The organism is Niallia sp. XMNu-256, from assembly GCF_036670015.1.
Classification (GTDB): Bacteria; Bacillota; Bacilli; order Bacillales; family Cytobacillaceae; genus Bacillus_BD.
Genome location: NZ_CP137636.1, coordinates 3583449 through 3603839, shown reverse-complemented (window position 1 = coordinate 3603839; position 20391 = coordinate 3583449). Strand labels below are relative to the sequence as shown.

Here is a 20391-nt window from a genome sequence, read left to right as displayed (position 1 = left end):
ATGAGATATTTAGTAGTATTACCGCATAATAATGAGTTTCCTAACATATGCTTGGGGAATCTCAATCTTATAATGGCAGCATGGAAAGGAGGAGACCCTCGCCCTCGCCCCCGTCTTATCTAACACATCATTATCCACGAAATAATCGGGTCGTTACAGGGACCCCTCCGATAAGCCATACCGAGGTTTAATGACCTCAGCAGGGATTCACCTGCTATTAATCTGAGTAAACTACGGAATGAAACGCGAGAACCGTCCCCACGTTTCACCGATACGTTTTACTATAAGTTGTATATTGATCAACCACTTGACGATTGACTTTATAGCCAATTCCAGGTGCGTCTGGAACGGTGATGATGCCATCCTTCATTGTTACTTCAGGGTCAATGATGTCTCGTTCCCAATAACGGGAGGAGGCTGCTGTATCGCCTGGCAATATAAACTGATCTAATGTTGTAATCGCTATATTGTGGGCTCGTCCAACACCCGCCTCAAGCATGCCGCCACACCAAACGGGAATTCCATGTTCCTTACAAAGATCATGAATTTTAATTGATTCTGTAATCCCGCCAACTCGACCGATCTTAATGTTAATAATCCCGCAGCTTCCTAGTTGGATGGCTTTTCTTGTATCCTCAACAGAATGGATGCTTTCGTCTAAACAGATCGGGGTTTTCACATGCTTTTGTAAAGTCGCATGGTCGATAATATCATCAGATGCGAGTGGCTGCTCAATCATCGTTAAATTGAATGGATCCAGTTGCTTCAGTAAATCGATATCAGCTAATGTATAGGCAGAATTAGCATCTGCCATTAACTGGATATCAGGGAATTTATTCCGGATTGCAGCAATCACATCCACATCCCAGCCTGGCTTAATTTTTACCTTCATGCGGCGATAACCTTCTGCCACATACCCGTCGATTAAGGAAAGCAGTTCGTCCACATTTTTTTGAATGCCGATCGAAATCCCAACTTCGATTTCCTTCTTCTTGCCGCCAATCAGCTTACTTAATGGTTGCTGCTGTTTTTTTGCGTAGAGATCCCAAACAGCGCCTTCAATGGCTGCTTTGGCCATATTATTTTTCCGAATAAACGCAAAGCGCTCGTTCAATTCGTTTGGATGTTGGATCTTTTCTTTTAGGCTTAATGGGATTAGAAAATCCTCAAGCATATGCCAGTTGGTCTTTACCGTTTCTTCGTTATACCACGGAGCATCAAAGGCGGTTGCTTCACCCCAGCCTGAAACCCCGTCTTCATCAATCGCTTCTACTAAAATAAACTCTTTTGTTTTAAACGTACCAAAACTTGTCGCGAACGGAGATTTCATCTCCATCTGTAAATGTCTTAAAACGACACGATCTAATTTCATGTTGTATGCCTCCAACTGTTTTAATCTATAAACCCAATTCGCTCCGTTTACAAAGCACATAATACTCACAAAGCTCGTCCTTTTTGCGGATCACATGACAGGCAGCCCAGCCTTGTGAAAATAGAGAAACAAACACCTCTCTCGTTTTATAACGCCAGTCTAGTGCAAGCTGTGGGTCTGTCTCTTTTAACTTGTGATTTTCAACCGGAATCGGAACAAAGAGGTAAGGTTCATCAACATAATCTTTGTTCCGGACTTCTGCTGCTTGTGGAAGCCCATCTGCTCGCTGTCTCCAATGGAGCACAAGTCCATTCTCAGTAACCTCCAAATGGGCAAACCGATTTTTTCGTTCTTCCAAATAAGGATCGTTTAAATACCATTCTACATGGAATCGATCGGAAGGCATACCGGCATTGATGCCATCCTTCATCTCCCCATAGCAATTTTCAACATAATCAGAACAAATCGCCCCAAGCTTCGTTAAGTTTAAGTACCCATTCCGGCTTTCAAGCGGGTCATAGGTCCAACGAATTTTCTTGTACCCCATTTGTCTAGCAATCTCCGCTTGCCTTTGTTTGAGGCGAGATCCGACTCCTTGATTTTGATAGTCCGGGTCAATCCCCATCATATGTGAGCACAAATAGGCTTCTCCGTCTTTAAATCCAGCAAAGCTATATTGAAACCCAATACATGTATCCCCGTCAAAAGCTCCAATCACAAAACCACCATTTTTTGCCGCTGTCATCGTTTGGTGGGTAGGGACTGGATCTGCACCCCAAATCTTTAAATCTAACTCATGTACCTTTTCAAAGTCTTCTATGTCTTTTAATCTCTTGATTGTCAATTCCATTGTTGTATCGCCTCTTTTAGTAGTATAGAAAAGGTGAGATGTCCCTATTTCTTCTATTATCGTCAGGCCAACAGATTAGGCCCGTGTTTTTCAACAGAGTTTTCGTTGAAGTTTTTGTTAAAATCAAAGAGACATTTTAACTTTGCGATAAGGTATTTTTCGCATTTTAAGTTAATTTACAGCTCTTTTTTAATCAATATCGTTTTTAAAATTAAACATTGTTTCTTTCTCTAAAAGCTTTTAGAAAAGAGCTTTATCAAAAGTCTTGATTACGGTTTTTGCTAAAATTTCTATTCCGGTCAACAGGTCCTTACGTTGGAAGGTCATATCTGGGTGATGCAAGCCAGGTTGCAAATCACACCCAAGACCAAGCATCGTTGACTTCAAATCTTTTTTCATTAACGAATAAAAGTGAAAGTCCTCGCCGCCAGAAGTAATAACAGGCGGGGCACAGAACGGCTGGCCGATTGTATCGACAATCGCACTTGACATCAAGCTAATCGCCTCCGGATCGGGTTGAGCAGCAGCGAGTTTAATGTCTGATTTTAAATGAATCTCCGCATCGTATGTAGCTGCAATTCCTTCTGCGATTTGTGTCAGTTTGTACTCTAGCTGATTCATCACCTCATTGTTTTGTGACCGTAAATCAAGGTTGAACTCTGCGCGGTCAGGAATAATATTTCCATTTGGGCCACCTGCATGAAACGATGTCATTTTAATGCTTGCCGCAATTTGGGGGTCCACATGAATGTTGCCAATTGCTCCAATTAAGCTACTCCCAACCTCAATTGCATTAATCCCTAAATGAGGTCGGGCTGCATGGGCAGTTAAACCTTTAATTTCCCCTTGGATCACTTGAGCGGCTCCATGGCAAATCGCAGGGGAGGCATAGCCGCTTCGTACCTCTTGGATCGGCCGTAAGTGAACCCCATACAAATAATCAACATCATCTAGTACTCGTTTTTCGAGCATTTTCAAGGCACCAGTTCCTTTTTCCTCAGCCGGTTGAAAAATCATTTTCAGCTTTCCAGGCGGCTTGTAGCCAATTTTATTTAATAGTTTTACAACCCCTAACCCCATTGTTGAATGAGCATCATGACCACAAGAATGAACTGCCTGCCAGACACCGTTCTTTTCCTGCCAGAGGGCATCTAGATCGGCTCGAATGGCAACAGTTAAATCACCTTCCCCGATCTCTCCAATCACACCTGTACAATCATCAAACGTCTGGGTCCGGAATCCTTCCTTTTCCAATTGCATCCGAATAAATTCAGTCGTTTTTACTTCTTCCCAGCTAATTTCCGCATTTTGATGGAGATGATTGAAAATGGAAAAGAGTTCATTTTCCAGCTCTTTTAATTGATTTTTCATGGTCGTTTCATCTCCTTTATGATTTGTTACATTCTATTCGAAAAAAATCATATTATTTTTATAATATTATAACTCTATTTAAAGGTGCGCAAGGCTCCTGGTCAAAAAACAAAACAGGAGAATTCTTTAGAATAAAAAATGCAGCTCATGAATATGATGAACTACATTTCAACAGGAGGTGGAAGGGAATGAAAAAGTTCATGAGTGTCCTTGTGATCTTACTTGGTATCATCCTTTTCTTTATTGGCCTAGAACTCCTCGGTATTATCATTGCAGTCGTAGGATTGTTTGTGTTTCCAAATGCAAGCTTTACAAATACTGGTGATCCTCATTCCGATCAATACTTTTACGAGCATCATGACGACTCGAAAAGTGAGAGCACAGATAGCGGTGATTCAGGTGGAGGGAGTGATGATTAACTGATATTGGAGCCCCTTATTGATTTAAACTTCTGCCAAAACAATTCTTCAAAACGACTCTAGTCTAGAGTTATCTGCCCTCTCTATGTTTATCAATCAAACGATTGATTAGTCCGTATGTTCCCATTTCTTAATAAGGATTAACAGTTTAATCAATCGTTTGTTTAACCCCTTTGTTCGCCTATAACGAAATAAAACCCTTTTAAAAATCAACCCCAAATTCCTTTCATAATAATTGTTCCTTTGACAAAGAATACCTAAAGTGGAGTCTATTTACATAGGAAATAAAAATGTACGATCAGACCCGAACAATTAACCGCATCACCTCTCTAGGAGCGAAATGAATATGGCAAATCCTTTTTTCAAAAAAACTAATCGAATAGATCGCAATCAAGAAAGGTTCTCTCATTCTGAAAAGGGAAAGTACTTTTGTGGGGAGTTAGAGAAAGATTTAACTCGGTTGAAGCAGCTTTATTCATTCCCATCAAACATGGATTTTATGGTAAGAGAATTTATCATTCATGGGATGGGGAAGAAGGCTGTCTTAGTATATATCCCATCCTTGACAGATACGAAGCTGATTGAATCTGAAATCATCAGACCGTTGTTAAAAACCGATGAAGTCATTCATGATGTTCCCTCATTGGTCAGTATTAGCAGTGTTAAAGAAGAAAAAGAAATCGACAAAGCGGTTGGAGATGTGAATATAGGAGACACGTTGCTTTTAGTGGAGGGGCGTATTGAAGCCTATCTCTTTAAAACGGGAAAGGTAGCCGGCAGGAGTGTCGAAAAGCCGCAAAATGAAACGACCTTATTGGGGCCTAAAGAATCCTTTGTTGAAAAGGCAGATGTAAATATATCTCTGATTCGTAAGAAAATTCACAGTGAAGACTTTATGGTCGAAAAAATGACAATTGGGGCACGGTCAAACAATGAGGTCTATCTGATTTACAATAAAGAACTAGCAAGTGAAAAAGTCTTAAACCAAGTAAAAGGGCGAATTGGATCCATCACTAAAGACGCTGTGCAAAATCTAAGTCTGTTAATTCAACATATAGAGGACCGAAAGAGAAGTTTAGTTCCAACCATTTTACAAACGGAGCGGCCAGACCGGGCGGCTTCTTTTATAGAGGATGGCTATGTCATCGTCGTTATGAATAATTCCCCGTTTGCCCTTGTGACACCAGCGACATTTTGGTCTTTTTATCATACAGGTGATGACCATTATTTACGTTTTATCTATGGGAATTTTACGAGATTACTTCGCGTTTTGGCAATGTTTATTACTTTATTTACGCCTGCTGCCTATATTGCGATTACGAATTATCACATTGAGATGCTTCCAACCGATTTATTATTAGCGATTGCAGGGGAACGGGAAATGGTGCCTTTTCCTGCCATATTAGAGCTGATCCTACTTGAAATTTCCTTCGAGCTCATCCGAGAGGCAGGAATCCGTGTCCCTGTTCCAATTGGTCCGACCATCGGGATTGTAGGGGCTTTAATTTTAGGACAAGCGGGCGTTGAAGCGAATGTCGTCAGTCCAATTGTGGTCATTGTTGTCGCATTATCTGGATTATCCTCCTATGCGATTAGTGATTTAAGTCTTGGTTATATGATCAGAATTGCACGGTTTATCTTTCTTCTGGCCGCAGGCTTATTTGGGATCTTTGGAATGGTTTTTGTTTTTGTCGCTTGTATGATTTATTTAACAGGCCTAAAAAGTTTCGGAGTCCCCTATCTAGCACCGCTTACCCCAAAATACCAATCATCTCAAGATACGGTATTTCGAAAACTGCTGACAAACGAGAGGTTTAGACCTGCTTTTACAAAAACAAAAGATGTAACGAAAGATAAGGGTTGAAAACAGTAAAGATGGGTGATTTTTTTGAGAAAAGATGAACAAGACCAAATGGGATTTAAGGAATTTTTTTCAATCATCTTTTTCACAACTGGTTCAAAGTCCGCAGACATGAGCACGGTCTTCCTTTTTAGAGAGGGGCTTAATGCAGCATGGATAATTGTCATCGGCTCTTTTTTGCTTACCATCCCATCTCTGCTTTTATTAAATTATGTATTAAAAAAATACAAGTCTAAACATATTTTGGAGGTTGCAGAGTTAACCCTCGGTAGACCCATCGCTTTTGTCATTGCCTTCATTATACTGTTCTTTACGACCCTTAATACAGCAACTGATTCAAGGAGTTATATGACACAATTGATTACAATTAACTTTCCAAATACCCCCTTGTTCATCCTATGCTTACTTTTTCTATTCCTTTGTATGTGGGGGGCAAAGAAAGGGTGGGAAGTGGTGGGTTCCATTGCATGGACGGCCTTTCCTTATGTCTTATTGGGATTAGGTTTATTAATGTTTTTAATGTATAGGGAGGCAACCTTTAATCGAATGTTCCCCCTATTTGGTACGGGGCAGTGGGAAATTGCAAAGGCCAGCTTTCGATATACTTCTTTGTATTTAGACCCATTTGTATTTGCGATCATGTATCCGTATGTGAAAAATCATAAAACGTATACGAGAAGTTTATATAGCTCGTTAATCTTTGTTGCTTTGTTAATGGCTTTAATGTATCTCTCGTATGTGTGGGTATTTGACTATAGAAGTATTGAAAGAATTACGTTTCCCTTAAATGAAGCCATTCGGATTGTTACTCTAGGAAGAACCATTACCAATATAGACACGTTTTTTATTACCTTTTGGCTCATAGGCGTGTTTGTGAAGTTTATCGTTTATATTTATGTCATCGGTAAAATTTTTGGGTATCTTTTTTCAATAAAGGAATTTGAACATGCCCTCATGCCGATTACGCTTCTCATATTAATTATAGCTTTGATACCGGAAAGCAATGAGGTTAATATGTTCGCGATCCGAAAGAATACAATCGTCTACTTTAAATACTTATTACTATCTTTACCTCTGCTCCTATGGATCATGACAAAAATCAAGGAGAGAAGGACAACATGATAAGGTGGATGTTTTTATTTCTATTGTTTTCATTGTTTATACTTACAGGTTGTTGGGACAAAAAAGAGATCGAAGAAAGGTCTTATGTGGAAGCAATCGGGCTGGACCTTCCGAGCGGGGTCGATATCGAAAAAGAACAAGCCGTTGATGTCACCTTTCAATTTTCCAATCCAAAACTAAACGTTAAAGGAGCGTCTCCGTCAATGGAAGCAGAAAGCACGGATGTAATCACGGTAACAGCACCGGATTTTGTCGTTGCTCGAAACATGGCTAACTCTTCGGTGACAAGGGAAATCTCCTTTAGTCATAACAAAGTATTGATTGTCTCAGAAGAGTTAGCAAAAACGGATGTTTTTTATCGGCTACTAAGTACAGCGATCAAAGAGAGAGAAATTCGGAGAGAAGTGAGTATTATTGTTTCAGAAGGAAAGGCCGTTGACTTTATTAAAAAAAATACTCCTGAACTGATGATCAGACCGCATCGTTATTACCAATTTTTGATTGACCGTGCAATGGAAACAGGATTAGTTCCTGAGTCAACGATTAATCGATTTTTTGCAATTACAGATGGCGATGCCGACCTATTTCTTGCGATGTATGGATCAGTTAACGAAGGAAAAAAGGGAATGAAGTTCCAAGATGAAGATCAATATGTAGCAGGCCAGGTGCCAAAAAGAGGAGGGAATCCTGTCCAGTTGATCGGTTCGGCTGTATTTAAGGAAGGAAAAATGATTGGCAAATTAAATGGGGAAGAAACGAGGATCACACGATTATTGGATAACACTGTAAAATCGAGAGATCTTTTTTCCAGCTTTCAAGACCCCTTGGATAAAAGGTCAAAGATCACGGTGAGAATCCAGAAAATAAAACCAACGAGGGTGAAAGTCAGGTTGAGAAACGGTCCGCCTAAAATAGAAGTAAACTATCCAGTTGAAATAAAGGTCCTATCCGTTCCTAGTATGATCAACTATGCCGAAAATTTGGAAAATCAAAAAAAGTTAAAAGCGGCATTAGAAAGGAAAATGAAAGAAAATGCTGAGAAACTCATTAAAAAAACGCAACAGGAATACAAGGCAGAACCATTCTATTGGTCTCTATATGTCCGTCCCTTATTTCTTTCGGTCAAAGAGTATGAAGAATGGGATTGGAATAACAAACAATATCCTTTTGCGGATGTCGAAGTAACGATGGATATTGAATTAACAGGGTTCGGTAAACAATTGAGAGAATCGGATATCGAGAAGGTGAAAGATTAACAAATGGAAATCCTCTTTTGGACTATTGTTGTATTCGGTCTCGTTTATAGTTTTTGGTACGCCTTTTATTTAGTAAAAAATAAAAACAAGCTAGGAGCCACAGGAATGGCTTTAGTCGGTTTGTTGATCGGAATTTTTTCATTCATGGTTCGATTGAAATAGGTTTGTATTTAATCAATCGTTTGATTAATACAATTGTTTGTACTTCCTCTAAAATTTGATCCCTCTTGAGCACGGGTAGAGAGGGATTTTTTAATGAATTTTTTAAAAATAACGAAAATTTGACACGATATATAAATAAGTAACAATATTTTTAAAAAAGGCATATCCCTAAATCTGTAAAATTAGTATAATATTCCTGTAAAAGTTAATTTTATATAAGGGGGAGTGGGGGAGTTGAGTAGGAGAAGATGGCTTTATATATGCCTCATTATCGTTTTTATTTTCTCAATAGTTAGTCCGGCTGCAGTTGCGTCAGAGACGGAGACCGAATCAAACCAACAAGGTGAAACTCTACAAAATGATGTAAATGTCCTTGAGGAAGAATCCACCGTTGAAGATCCGAAAGCTGTTGAGGATTCGTTAACCGTTGAAGATCCAAAAGACCTTGAAGAAACAGAGAACCTTGTATCACAAGAACTTGAGGCGACTGAAACTCAAAAAGAAATAATAACAGAAGAGACATCTGTCGTACAAGAGGAACAAAGTAGTAAAGAAGTTAGTATAGAAACAAATGATCAAGAAAGCACAATCCAAAAAGTGGAAGAGGAAGAATTAGAGACAGAAGACTCCATTCAAGAAGAAGCGGGTGAAACCGTTGTTTTTAAAGACAAAAACCTTGAAAAGCTGATTCGTGAGGATTTAGGTCTTAGGAAGAAACCGATAACAAAACAGGATTTGCAAAATTTAGAATCTCTTTATATTGCCGACCTATATGGAGATATTAATAGTTTAGTTGGATTGGAGCATGCGGTCAATTTAACGTATTTAGATATTGAAAGTGTCTCAATTAATGATTTAAGCGTATTACGTTCACTGCAACACATAACGGAACTGACTTTAACCCATTTGCCGGTATCTAATATTGATGTTCTTGATCAACTGCCTGCATTAGAAACCCTTTATATTGGGTATCTAGACGTTGATTTGGCGCAAAACCCTGTAATACAATCCCTTCAAGCAAAAGGGGTGAAGGTTCAAATCTTAGAGGGGCTTTACATAGACCTTTATAAAGTTTCGGAATCCTCAGCTACCATTTCGTGGGGGCATTATAGTTTAGAAAGTATCGATAAATATGAACTATATGTTGATGGGAAATTGAAAAAAACATTTAAATCGGATGAAAGTGAATACCGGTTAACAGGTTTAGAACCGAATACGATTTATCAACTTGAATTAAAAGCTATATCTGGCTCTAAAGTAGTCGACATTCATGAGGTAGAACTCATTACTTTAGGTAAACCTACCGGAAATCCGATAAAATTCCCTGATCCAAATCTGAAGCTAGGCATTCAAGAAGAACTAGGGATCGAGCGCGAGGTTTATGAGAGCGATCTGGAAGGATTAACAGAACTCTACTTAGGATATATGGATATTGGATCATTAACAGGATTGGAAAAGGCCAAAAATTTAACGACATTAATGATTTATGAAAATAATATCGAGGACTTAACACCGCTAATCGGTTTAGAAAAATTAACAACTCTTCATTTGGAAGGGAATCCACTGTCAGATAAGGCTGTTTTGAAAAAGTTGGATCAAGTAGAGTCACTATCTATTTCCTACTCAGCATTCAATGATCTAACATTTTTAACAGAGATGGCTCGTTTACAAGAAGTCTATGTATACGGATCAGTGGAGCTTGAGGAAAATAAACGTTTCCGTGAAGAAGTAGAATTCTTAGAAAGCCATCAAATTACCGTCCATTTAGAACTTGGTGAAGGGATTTACATTGATCTATCACCTGATTATGTAAATGAATCGAAAATTGGCTTATCTTGGACCGTTTGGACGGAAGAGGATGAGTTTATCACACCGGATAAGTACGTATTATCTGTAAATGGAAAAGAGGAAACTCTCAATGGAGATGTAACTTCAAAAGTCTTAAGTAATTTAACACCAAATACAGAATATGAAATTGTTTTAAAGGCTTACATCGACGGCAGTCTTGCAGGGAAAGCCTATTTAACTGAAACAACCCGTGATTTACCAACAGGAAATGTCGTTCATTTTAAAGATCCAAAATTGGAACAAGCTATTAAAGACACTTTAGGTCTTGATCGAGATCTACGTGAAAGTGATATAGAAAATTTGGAAACCTTAAGCCTGCCATCATCCTCAATTAGTGATTTATCCGGACTGGAGAAGGCAACAAACTTAATGGATTTAACCCTATCAGGGAACAAGATTAAAGATCTCACACCATTAAAAAACTTAACGAATTTAGTACTACTAGATTTAAGTAAAAACCCAATTGAAGATCTTTCACCTTTAGCGGATTTAGAAGCATTAGATTATCTAGATCTTTCTGAAATAAAAACGAGAGACTTCAAAGCTTTAAGTGGGCTTTCAAATTTATCGTATTTAAGCCTTTCAAAAAATAAGATGAATAACATTGCCGAACTTACAAAAATAACAAGTTTAGTATATTTAGACCTTTATGATAACAACATCTCTAATTTGAATGGGATCGAGCAGCTGGCCAATTTAGACAGTTTACATCTTGGAAAAAATCCAATCTCTGATTTTTCTCCGCTTTCTAAACTGAACCTTACAAGTTTGGAAATACCGAATACAAACTTGACTAGCTTAGAGTGGATAAAATCAATGACAGGATTAGAGGCTTTATCGATTAGCGGGAACCCAATTAAAGATTTATCCCCGTTAAAAAATCTTGAAAATCTTTACTTTTTAAGCATCAGTAATACAAATGTAGATGATATTAGTATTCTATTAGAACTGCCAAACCTTATTTACGTTAGTATGTATAAAATGTCCAAGCTAGACCTAACAGAAGACTCAGAGGCGATGGAGATCATCCGAACATTAGAGGAAAATGACGTATTTGTCGCCTATGATGGAGTGAGTATGGGCTTTCTTGAACTGACCTCGATTGAATCAACAGATAGGTCAATCGCAGTATCCTGGTTCTCTGAATTAAATGAACTAGTTACCGAGTATCGGGTCTATCTCGATGGCGAATTAGTTACTGAACTTGATAACTCACAAAATACTTATGTAATTAACGACTTAGCCCCAAATACGGAATATGAAATTACCATTGAGGCATATTTTAAAGGGGAATTGATCGATCGTGTATCTGAGGTCGTCATGACAAAAGAGGCCATTAAAAAACCAGGTCAAGATGACAAAGATGAGGACGAGCAAGATCAAGAACAAGATCAAGAACAAGATCTAGATGAAACAGTTACCATTCCGAAGGATAATAGCAGCTCTACGAAAGGTGAACCTAATAGTAATGGAAAAGGCGCAGTCCCAGTGAAGGCTGAGTCTGACACTACTAAGAAAGGGCATTCACTCCCTGTAACAGCAACCAATTCTTTTAATCTGATCTTAGTTGGATTAGTGGTAGTTCTTGTAGGTGGGGCGATGTTGCTAGTTTATAGAAGGAAGAATGCTTAATCTTAAATAGGAGCTTGTGTTTAGTCAGAACGCTATTATACATTCCTAACATTGCATGGGCATATAAAACAGACGTCAAAAAAACATAGTTTTATTAGATGCTTAATAAATTTACACTTTATTATTTTGATATTAAAAAATAGCTCGTTTAATACAAACAAAAGAAGCTCAGCTGTACAATACGGCTGAGCTTTGAAATTTTGTAGATAAAATATAGTTAAAGATTATACTTTGAAACTCTCTGGAGCTTCATTTAGCTTTCCATAATGATATAGAATCGCTTGCACAATCCGATAAGAAGCCTTTCCATCTCCGTATGGATTAGAAGCCTTAGACATTTTTTCGTATTCCTGCGGGTTTGTCAGTAACTCTTTCGTTAAGTTATAAATCGTTTCCTCATCTGTACCAGCAAGCTTCAAAGTACCTGCTTCAATTCCTTCAGGGCGTTCGGTTGTATCACGAAGAACCAATACTGGAACACCTAGTGATGGGGCTTCTTCTTGAACACCTCCTGAATCCGTTAGAATAATATGGGCTTTTGAAGCGAAGTTATGAAAATCAACAACACCTAGTGGTTCGATTAAGTGGATGCGTGGGTCGTTCCCAAGAACCTCATCTGCGACTTCTCGAACAGCTGGGTTTAAATGAACGGGATACACGACTTGAATATCTTCGTGTTCTGAGATGATACGTTTAATTGCTTTAAACATATTTCTCATCGGTTCTCCCAAGTTTTCGCGACGATGAGCGGTTAGTAAGATCAATTTATCGTTACCTAATTTATCGATAATTTCATTTTGATAAGAATCTGTAACGGTTGTTTTTAAAGCATCAATGGCCGTATTTCCTGTTACGAAAATGGTTTCCGCTTTTTTGTTTTCGTTTAATAAATTTTGCTGTGATTTTACAGTTGGTGAAAAATGTAAATCAGCTAATACGCCTGTAAGTTGTCGATTCATTTCTTCTGGGAACGGTGAATACTTATTCCAAGTACGTAAACCAGCCTCTACATGACCGATGGCAATTTGATTATAGAATGCGGCAAGGCCAGCAACAAAGGTCGTTGATGTATCCCCGTGAACAAGAACAAGGTCTGGTTTGACTTCCTTCATCACTTCGTCAAGTCCACCTAAAACTCTTTGTGTAACCTCAATTAAAGTTTGGCGTTCTTTCATAACATTCAAGTCATAATCAGGTTGAATATTAAACACTTCTAATACCTGGTCCAACATTTCCCTATGTTGAGCGGTAACCGTCACAATGGATTCAATGTGATCGGGATATTTTTCTAATTCCAGTACCAACGGAGCCATTTTAATCGCCTCAGGTCTTGTCCCGAATATGGTCATTACTTTGATTTTACTCATAAGAACACCTCATTTTTTTAATATCCTTTATCTTTATGTATTAGGCTGTATGTCCAACTAAGTATATCATCTTTCTTGCGCCACAAGAAAATTACAATCCTTCGAATCTATATTGACGGAGGTTGTTATTAATAGGTTAAACCATCAGTTTAAAGTTAGTGTTAATTAAAGGTAAAAATAGTCGAAAGATAGAATATTTAATAGATGCAATATTAGTAATATTACCAGTCAACTGTCCCTTTAGCAGTAAAGTGATTAAGTTTCTAAAAGAGCAATGAGATTCCATTTTGGTAAAACTTACACTGTCATTTACATGAATAATAGATTGCTAGTCTTAAAATGATTGAAATATAATCATATAGGATAAAAGAATCATAAAAGGGTGTGGGCAATTGAGGAGAAAAGTCATTATTTCTATTATAGCGACTCAGTTACTTGTAGCTTTATGTTTTTCAATCGGTACTGTTTCAGCAGCAGGGGACAGTGATTCTCAAATAAGGGTAAAACTCTCAGCTTATCTTGGGAATCAAAATTCTATTAACTTATCAATTTCTGGCCACTTTATAGTAGAAGAAGATGGATTAAATTTAAGTGGTGCCTATGTATTAAAAGTTGAATCGGGTCAGCTAATTTTATACAAAAATGGCATAGAAGTGAAAAACTATGGAACATCCTTTACGGTTAATCCGTCTGTTTATCATCCTCAAAATGTGATTTCAATTAATGGCCGAAACTATTTGGGGTCGATGGAATTCGAAGTTGAAAATGAAAGGTATGTTAGACCTTATAATACGTTACCAGTCGAAGATTACTTAAAAGGTGTTGTTTCTAAAGAGATGAGTCCAAGCTGGGGAAATCAAGGTGGGATGGGAGCCCTTAAAGCGCAAGCTGTTGCTGCAAGAACCTATGCCTATGGGGTAAGTCCCATTGACGATGGACAGTCTGACCAGGCGTATACGGGATATTACTGGTATGATACGACAAATCGTGCGGTAGAAGAAACACAAGGTTTAGTTCTAAAGTACAACGGTCAAATTATTGGAGCGAACGCCTTATACTCATCAAGTAATGGCGGGAAAGTTCATTCAAAAGTAAATTCATGGGGAGATGCTCCATGGAATCATGTGCCTTACTTACAAGCGAAAGAAGACCCTTATGATGCTAAAAGTTCAAGTATTGGTAATCAAAATCAAAATTGGAATTTATCTATTACAAAAACGCAAATTGATTTAACAGACATAAACCTAACACAACCAGAATTATGGTGGAATAAGAAAAAAGAAGTTAATGAAGATACAGTGATTATCAATCATATGAAAAGTTGGTTAAAGGCAAATGGATATATTGCCCCTAGATATGAGGTTAAAATCGTAAGTATTCCCGAATTAACTTTTGATGTGAATGTTCCTACAAACAAAACAATTAAGGGTAAATTGACCATTCAGTATATGTTAAGAGATGCAGAAACAAATCAGTACGTAATGGAAAATGGTCAAATAAGGCTGTTTTCAACAACCATTACAGACAGGGCTCATACATTTAGAATGATGGTTACCACCAATATTATGAAAAGTCTTAATATCAAAAGTGTTCAAGATGATGGAACAAAGATTACCGTTAACGGCAGCGGTTGGGGACATGGCATTGGTATGAGCCAATATGGCGCCTATCAAATGTCTAAAGAAGGAAAAGGTTTCCAAGAGATCCTTAACTTCTACTACCCTGGAACAATTACTTCAGATGTAGTGGATCCAACTGGTTCAATTGTGCAGTAAAGAGGATAATAGCTAACTTTTGCTAAAAAGAAGGGGGGTTCCCTTCTTTTTTATATTGGTGAAAAGAATGGTATTTCCCTTATATGGTAATAATAATCTTTTATAGATCATAAAGTACTCGAAAAGAATTATATTGTAGGTGTTTATATGAAAAGGGGAATTACTCTGTTTTTTTTATTTTTAATCATTTTTTTATTAAAAATCATAGCATTAAATTGGCTACTTTTTAATAAAGTGGATATCTTATTTGTGATTAATGAATTTTGTCTAGTGCTTATCTTCTTTTCTTTTATTGAAATCCTCTTTAGAAAGGCCTATACGTTAAAAGTAAGTTTGTATTTAATAAGCTCTCTTATCCTTTCTATCCTTTATGTAAGTATTCTTATGTATTATACATATTATGGCGCGATTCCAACGTTTTCTGCATTTAAACAGATTGGACAAGTAGGCGCACTTACCGACAGTATTGTGTCCCTATTACAGCCAAATTATTTATTATTTTTAATTGATTTTCCGATTTTAATTGCGATTTTAATAAAAAACAAAGAGATGACAAGTAGAAATGTATCGAAGAAGGTTTCTTTGATTTTAGGCTTAGCTTCCATCACAGTATTGACGACCTCTTACACATTGCAAATGAAGAATGAGGCCATCAATGAAATAAAAATGGCCCAACATCTAGGGGTGATTAATAATAGTATTTATTTATCTTTGCCCATCAGTGCAGATCAAGACGAAGAACAAGATACCGTTATAAGTCAAGAACACATTAATCAAATCAAGGAAATCAATCCGAATCAACAGGCACAGTTATTTGGCGAAGCAAAAGGTAAGAATATCATTATGGTTCAGCTTGAAGCCTTCCAAAATTTTCCTATTGGTAAAGAAATAGCCGATCAAGAAATCACCCCTACTATAAATGAATTGATTAAAACCAGCTATTATTTCCCTAATATTTTTCAACAAATTGGAAAAGGGAATACGTCAGATGCCGAATTTATGGTCAATACATCGATATATCCTGTTGGTGATCGAGCAATGTCTCAAGAATATAGCGAAAAAAGCATACCGAGCCTACCGAAAATCTTAAAGGAACATGGATACCAATCATTAACCTACCATACCAATGATGTTGAATTCTGGAATCGAAATGAAATGTACCAGGCATTGGGATTTGATCGCGTATATGAAAAAAGTTTTTTTGGTACGGAGGATGTTATCTCATTTGGTGCTTCTGATGAGGTTTTATATTCGAAAACATTAAGTACTTTAGAGAAGTTACATCAAGAAGGCGAACCATTTTATGCCCATGTGATATCCATGTCGAGCCATCATCCATTTAAAATTCCAGCTAATAAACCACAATTGAATCTACCAAATGACTTTGAAAATACAAGTGTCAAAGATTACTTACAAGCCATTTATTATGCTGATTTTGCATTGGGTGAATTTATTCGGGGATTAAAGGATAAAGGAATCTGGGAGGATACATTGTTTGTTATTTATGGGGATCATTATGGTTTGCAGTTAAAAACAGACCAGGATAAAGATTTGGTTAATGAAATGTTAGGACGAGAGTACCATCAACATTTAGATGGTTTTAATATTCCCCTTATCATCTTTAATCCGGAAAGATCGAAAGGAATAGAAATACAAACAGTAGGTGGACAGATCGATATCATGCCTACAATCACATTGTTGTTAGGTATACCCATTGATCAGATTCATTTTGGGCAAGATTTAATCAATTACCCCAATAATGTGGTTGGAAATCGTTTTTACCTGCCAACAGGGACATTTTTCAATAATGATATTTTGTTTATCCCTGGAGAGAGTTTTCAAGATGGAAAAGCGATATCCCTAGAGACAAACCAACCGTTAAGTGAGTTTCAACCATATTTCTCGGATTTTGAAAGAGTCATGTCTTTAATGAGCCTATCTGATCAATATGTAAATTCTCTTCCTCTTCGAAAGTGAACGACATCTAAAAAGTGAAGTATAAAATATGGTGGGGGTGGAAAGATTAGGCTATAAGTTGTCAAAAAACGGAGGTAAATAATGGGACTTGTAGCAGAAATATTCCTCGGGGTTCTCGGGATATTAACTCTTTATGTATATGGTTTAACATTATATTATGTGTTTCTAACCTTTTTTGGTTTCAAAAAGGCTAAAAGGGACTATGAAATTGTAGAAGACCAAACTAAATTTCTAATATTAGTGGCAGCCCATAATGAAGAAAAGGTAATTGGCTCTACGATTGATAATTTAAGAAATATTAAATATCGAAAAGACCTCTATGATATTTATATTGTTAACGACAATAGCTCTGATCGAACAGGGGAAATATGCCGAGAAAAAGGCATCAAAACTGTAGATACAAGTGAAAAATTATTTCCTCGTGAAGGGGTTGGCAAACCAGCCGGGTTACAATATGCCCTTCGATATTTAGGATTTGAAAAATTAACTGAAAAATATGATTGCCTGATGATCCTGGATGCAGATAATCACATCGATCCTGATGTGTTACGTGAATTGAACTCTCAATATATCGCAAAAAATAAACCGGAAGCCATCCAAATTTATTTGGACTCAAAAAATTCCAATTCGAGTTTATCATTAGGTTACGCAATGAGTTATTATTATACGAACCGTTTTTTTCAGTTGGCAAAATATCGATTAGGACTTCCTAATGCGATCGGGGGAACGGGCTTTATCGTGAGACTAGACTATTTAATGAAACATGGTGGTTTTAGTTTCCGTTCTTTAACAGAAGACCTTGAACTAGAAATGGAAATCGTTCGTGATAATGGACGAATATTATGGAATCATTTTGTTCGGATTTATGATGAGAAGCCTGATAATTTTAAAATTAGTCTGAAACAACGGACAAGATGGTCACAGGGGCATTGGTTTGTTGCGTTTACAAATTTTAAACCGATGGTCAAAAAACTATTCACCGAAAAAGGAAAATTTAAAATAATCGACCAACTAATTTATTTATTTGGTATGACAAGAGCCGTACAGGTGAGTCTCGTTCTAATTGGTTTATTGGTTTCACTTGGATATGGTCTTTTTAATAATAGCATCTATACGACCATCGGAGAATATGCCGTTACATGGATCTTTGGAGCAAGTGTCATCACATTAATGATGTATCTCTACCAATTTGTTTTTTGTATGTACTATGCAATTAAAGTGGACACGAAACATAAGTTTAGATTCTTCCATATAACCTATTCTGTCTTCATTTACGCCTATACCTTTTTATATGCACAAATTGTTGGATTAATTAAATGGAGACAACAGCACACATGGGTAAAGACAGAACATAATAAGACTGAAATTGAGCACAAACAAGTGCCGGTCAAACAGAGATAATAGAAAGGCTGAAGGAAATTCCTTCAGCCTTTCTATTATCTCTTTAATGCTATTGAAACAAAAATGAAAAGAGCTTTCTTTATCTTTTTTTGGTATGATGATAAAATGAATCTTTGATGTTAAGTATATTAATTTAGTATAAAAATTGAGCTATAGATGAAAAATAGCTTAATTATAAAAATCTTAGGAAGGATTAACTTATGCGTTCAGTTATAACAGTCTTGAAGGAGCAGATTAATCATTTCTATTTGGTTAGGCGTCTATCTGCTTATGAAATGAAAAGTGCTAACCGAAATAATTACTTGGGGATATTATGGGAAATTATTAATCCTATGATTCAAATATCGATTTATTGGTTTGTGTTTGGATTTGGAATCTTCAGTAGTACAGGGAGAGCAGATGTAACATTACATGGCGAGCAAATTCCTTATTTTCCATGGATGCTCTCAGGTATGGTCGTTTGGTTTTTTATAAATCAGGCCATTACACAAGGATCTAAATCGGTTTATACTCGGATAAGAATGCTATCTAAAATGAGCTTTCCGATGAGTGTAATACCGACTTACGTTATATTTGCAAAGCTTTATCAGCATTTAATGCTTTTAGCTGTTGTACTTGTAATTTTTCAATTTCTTGGTTATCCAATAAATATATATTATTTACAATTGATTTATTTTATTATATCTACAGTCATATTTTTAGTCGTATTTTCACTGATCACTTCAACATTATCGACGATTGTGCGTGATTTTCAAATGATTATCCAGTCTTTGGTTAGAGTGTTAATTTATTTAACACCATTTTTATGGCCGCCATACCAGATCGAGCCAACCATTATTCATACGATTATGAAGTTGAATCCCTTTTATTATTTAGCAGAAGGGTATAGAGCTTCTATTTTGGGGATCTCATGGTATCCAATTGAGCATTGGGAATATACATTATATTTTTGGGGAATTACTCTAGTATTATTATTAATCGGCTCCGTTTTACATGTGAAGTTCAGGGATCGTTTTGTAGACTTTTTGTAAATAGGAAGTGAAATCAATGACTAAATCAGTCATCTTAAAAAATGTAAGTAAACAATATAAAATATACAATGGAAATAAAGAGAAACTTTTAGATCTTATTTTACCTAAAAGTTATGGACAAGATTTCTTTGCTCTGCAAAATGTGAGTTTTGAAGCTGAAAAAGGCGATGTTGTAGGATTTATTGGGGTAAATGGATCAGGTAAATCAACTCTATCTAATATTATTGCAGGAATCGTACCACCCACAACAGGAACAATGGAAGTCCATGGGAAACCGGCATTAATAGCTGTTAACGCTGGCTTAAATAACCAATTAACAGGTCGTGAAAATATTGAATTAAAGTGTTTAATGTTAGGTTTTAGTAAAGCACAAATTAAAGAACTAGAGCCTGAAATTATTGATTTTGCTGATATTGGTATTTTTATAGATCAACCTGTTAAATCTTATTCAAGTGGTATGAAATCTAGATTGGGATTTGCAATTTCTGTCACTGTTGATCCTGACATCCTTGTCATTGACGAGGCTTTATCTGTGGGGGACCAAACTTTCGCTGACAAGTGCCTAGATAAAATGAATGAATTTAAACAAAGAGGAAAAACCATTTTCTTTATCAGTCATTCTATTGGACAAATGAAGAAATTCTGCGAAAAAGCATTGTGGCTCGAGTATGGAGAGGTAAAAGATTATGGTTTGATAACCGATGTTATGCCTAAATATGAGGAGTTTCTAAAGAAATATAAAGCAATGTCAGCCGAAGAGAAAAAGAAATTTCGGGTAGAAGCAATGAAACGTCAAAAAGGAGAAAGTAAACTAGTCAGTGTCTAAGAAAGTGAAGAGTTAAATCATTTGGGATTTAGCTCTTTTTTTGTGCAATATTAAAATATCCCTAAATTATTTTAAAAAGTTGTTTATGGTAACATTAGTGTTTTTATGGAATTTTCGCATT

At 36.7% G+C, this 20391-nt stretch carries 15 protein-coding genes; 11 read left to right on the top strand and 4 right to left on the bottom strand.

The features are described 5' to 3' along the window. Window positions 1-265: 265 nt before the first annotated feature. The 3 genes from menC to R4Z10_RS18245 all read right to left on the bottom strand — a co-directional run bounded on the left by menC (window position 266) and on the right by R4Z10_RS18245 (window position 3593). Entirely contained in the window at window positions 266-1372 is a 1107-nt protein-coding gene (gene menC, locus R4Z10_RS18255) for an o-succinylbenzoate synthase (RefSeq protein WP_338470705.1), read from the bottom strand. 25 nt (window positions 1373-1397) lie between these two features. Beyond that, entirely contained in the window at window positions 1398-2222 is an 825-nt protein-coding gene (locus R4Z10_RS18250; protein ID WP_338470704.1) for a GNAT family N-acetyltransferase, read from the bottom strand. Window positions 2223-2462: 240 nt separating this feature from the next. After that, window positions 2463-3593: a M20 peptidase aminoacylase family protein gene (locus R4Z10_RS18245; RefSeq protein ID WP_338470703.1), complete on the bottom strand. Its 1131-nt coding sequence runs from the start codon at window positions 3591-3593 to the stop codon at window positions 2463-2465. 188 nt (window positions 3594-3781) lie between these two features. Here R4Z10_RS18245 and R4Z10_RS18240 point away from each other — a divergent pair, with 188 nt between their 5' ends. The 6 genes from R4Z10_RS18240 (at window position 3782) to R4Z10_RS18215 (ending at window position 11893) form a co-directional block, all read left to right on the top strand. Then, entirely contained in the window at window positions 3782-4012 is a 231-nt protein-coding gene (locus R4Z10_RS18240) for a hypothetical protein (RefSeq protein ID WP_338470702.1), read from the top strand. A 346-nt stretch (window positions 4013-4358) separates the two neighbouring features. Continuing rightward, window positions 4359-5876 carry a spore germination protein gene (locus R4Z10_RS18235; RefSeq protein ID WP_338470701.1) on the top strand — a complete coding sequence of 506 codons (1518 nt, stop codon included), beginning with the start codon at window positions 4359-4361 and terminating at the stop codon, window positions 5874-5876. A 24-nt stretch (window positions 5877-5900) separates the two neighbouring features. Continuing rightward, window positions 5901-6995 (top strand): endospore germination permease, encoded by a 1095-nt coding sequence (locus tag R4Z10_RS18230; RefSeq protein ID WP_338470700.1) that lies wholly within the window; start codon window positions 5901-5903, stop codon window positions 6993-6995. Beyond that, window positions 6992-8251, top strand: a complete 1260-nt coding sequence (locus R4Z10_RS18225) for a Ger(x)C family spore germination protein (RefSeq protein ID WP_338470699.1) — start codon at window positions 6992-6994, stop codon at window positions 8249-8251. The genes R4Z10_RS18230 and R4Z10_RS18225 overlap by 4 nt, the downstream gene beginning before the upstream one ends. 3 nt (window positions 8252-8254) lie before the next feature. Further along, window positions 8255-8413, top strand: a complete 159-nt coding sequence (locus tag R4Z10_RS18220) for a hypothetical protein (RefSeq protein ID WP_338470698.1) — start codon at window positions 8255-8257, stop codon at window positions 8411-8413. A gap of 234 nt (window positions 8414-8647) precedes the next feature. After that, window positions 8648-11893 carry a leucine-rich repeat domain-containing protein gene (locus tag R4Z10_RS18215; protein ID WP_338470697.1) on the top strand — a complete coding sequence of 1082 codons (3246 nt, stop codon included), beginning with the start codon at window positions 8648-8650 and terminating at the stop codon, window positions 11891-11893. Window positions 11894-12117: 224 nt separating this feature from the next. Here the strand turns inward: R4Z10_RS18215 and wecB are convergent, their stop codons facing one another. After that, window positions 12118-13260: a UDP-N-acetylglucosamine 2-epimerase (non-hydrolyzing) gene (gene wecB, locus R4Z10_RS18210; RefSeq protein WP_338470696.1), complete on the bottom strand. Its 1143-nt coding sequence runs from the start codon at window positions 13258-13260 to the stop codon at window positions 12118-12120. 392 nt (window positions 13261-13652) lie between these two features. Here wecB and R4Z10_RS18205 point away from each other — a divergent pair, with 392 nt between their 5' ends. The 5 genes from R4Z10_RS18205 (at window position 13653) to tagH (ending at window position 20270) form a co-directional block, all read left to right on the top strand. Beyond that, window positions 13653-15035: a SpoIID/LytB domain-containing protein gene (locus R4Z10_RS18205; RefSeq protein WP_338470695.1), complete on the top strand. Its 1383-nt coding sequence runs from the start codon at window positions 13653-13655 to the stop codon at window positions 15033-15035. A gap of 234 nt (window positions 15036-15269) precedes the next feature. Continuing rightward, window positions 15270-17012 carry an LTA synthase family protein gene (locus R4Z10_RS18200; RefSeq protein WP_338470694.1) on the top strand — a complete coding sequence of 581 codons (1743 nt, stop codon included), beginning with the start codon at window positions 15270-15272 and terminating at the stop codon, window positions 17010-17012. A gap of 81 nt (window positions 17013-17093) precedes the next feature. Beyond that, window positions 17094-18413: a glycosyltransferase gene (locus R4Z10_RS18195; RefSeq protein ID WP_338470693.1), complete on the top strand. Its 1320-nt coding sequence runs from the start codon at window positions 17094-17096 to the stop codon at window positions 18411-18413. 200 nt (window positions 18414-18613) lie between these two features. Further along, a complete protein-coding gene (locus R4Z10_RS18190) occupies window positions 18614-19444 on the top strand; it encodes an ABC transporter permease (RefSeq protein ID WP_338470692.1) in 831 nt (276 codons plus the stop codon). Between the two features lie 16 nt (window positions 19445-19460). After that, window positions 19461-20270, top strand: a complete 810-nt coding sequence (gene tagH, locus R4Z10_RS18185) for a teichoic acids export ABC transporter ATP-binding subunit TagH (protein WP_338470691.1) — start codon at window positions 19461-19463, stop codon at window positions 20268-20270. Window positions 20271-20391: the final 121 nt, after the last annotated feature.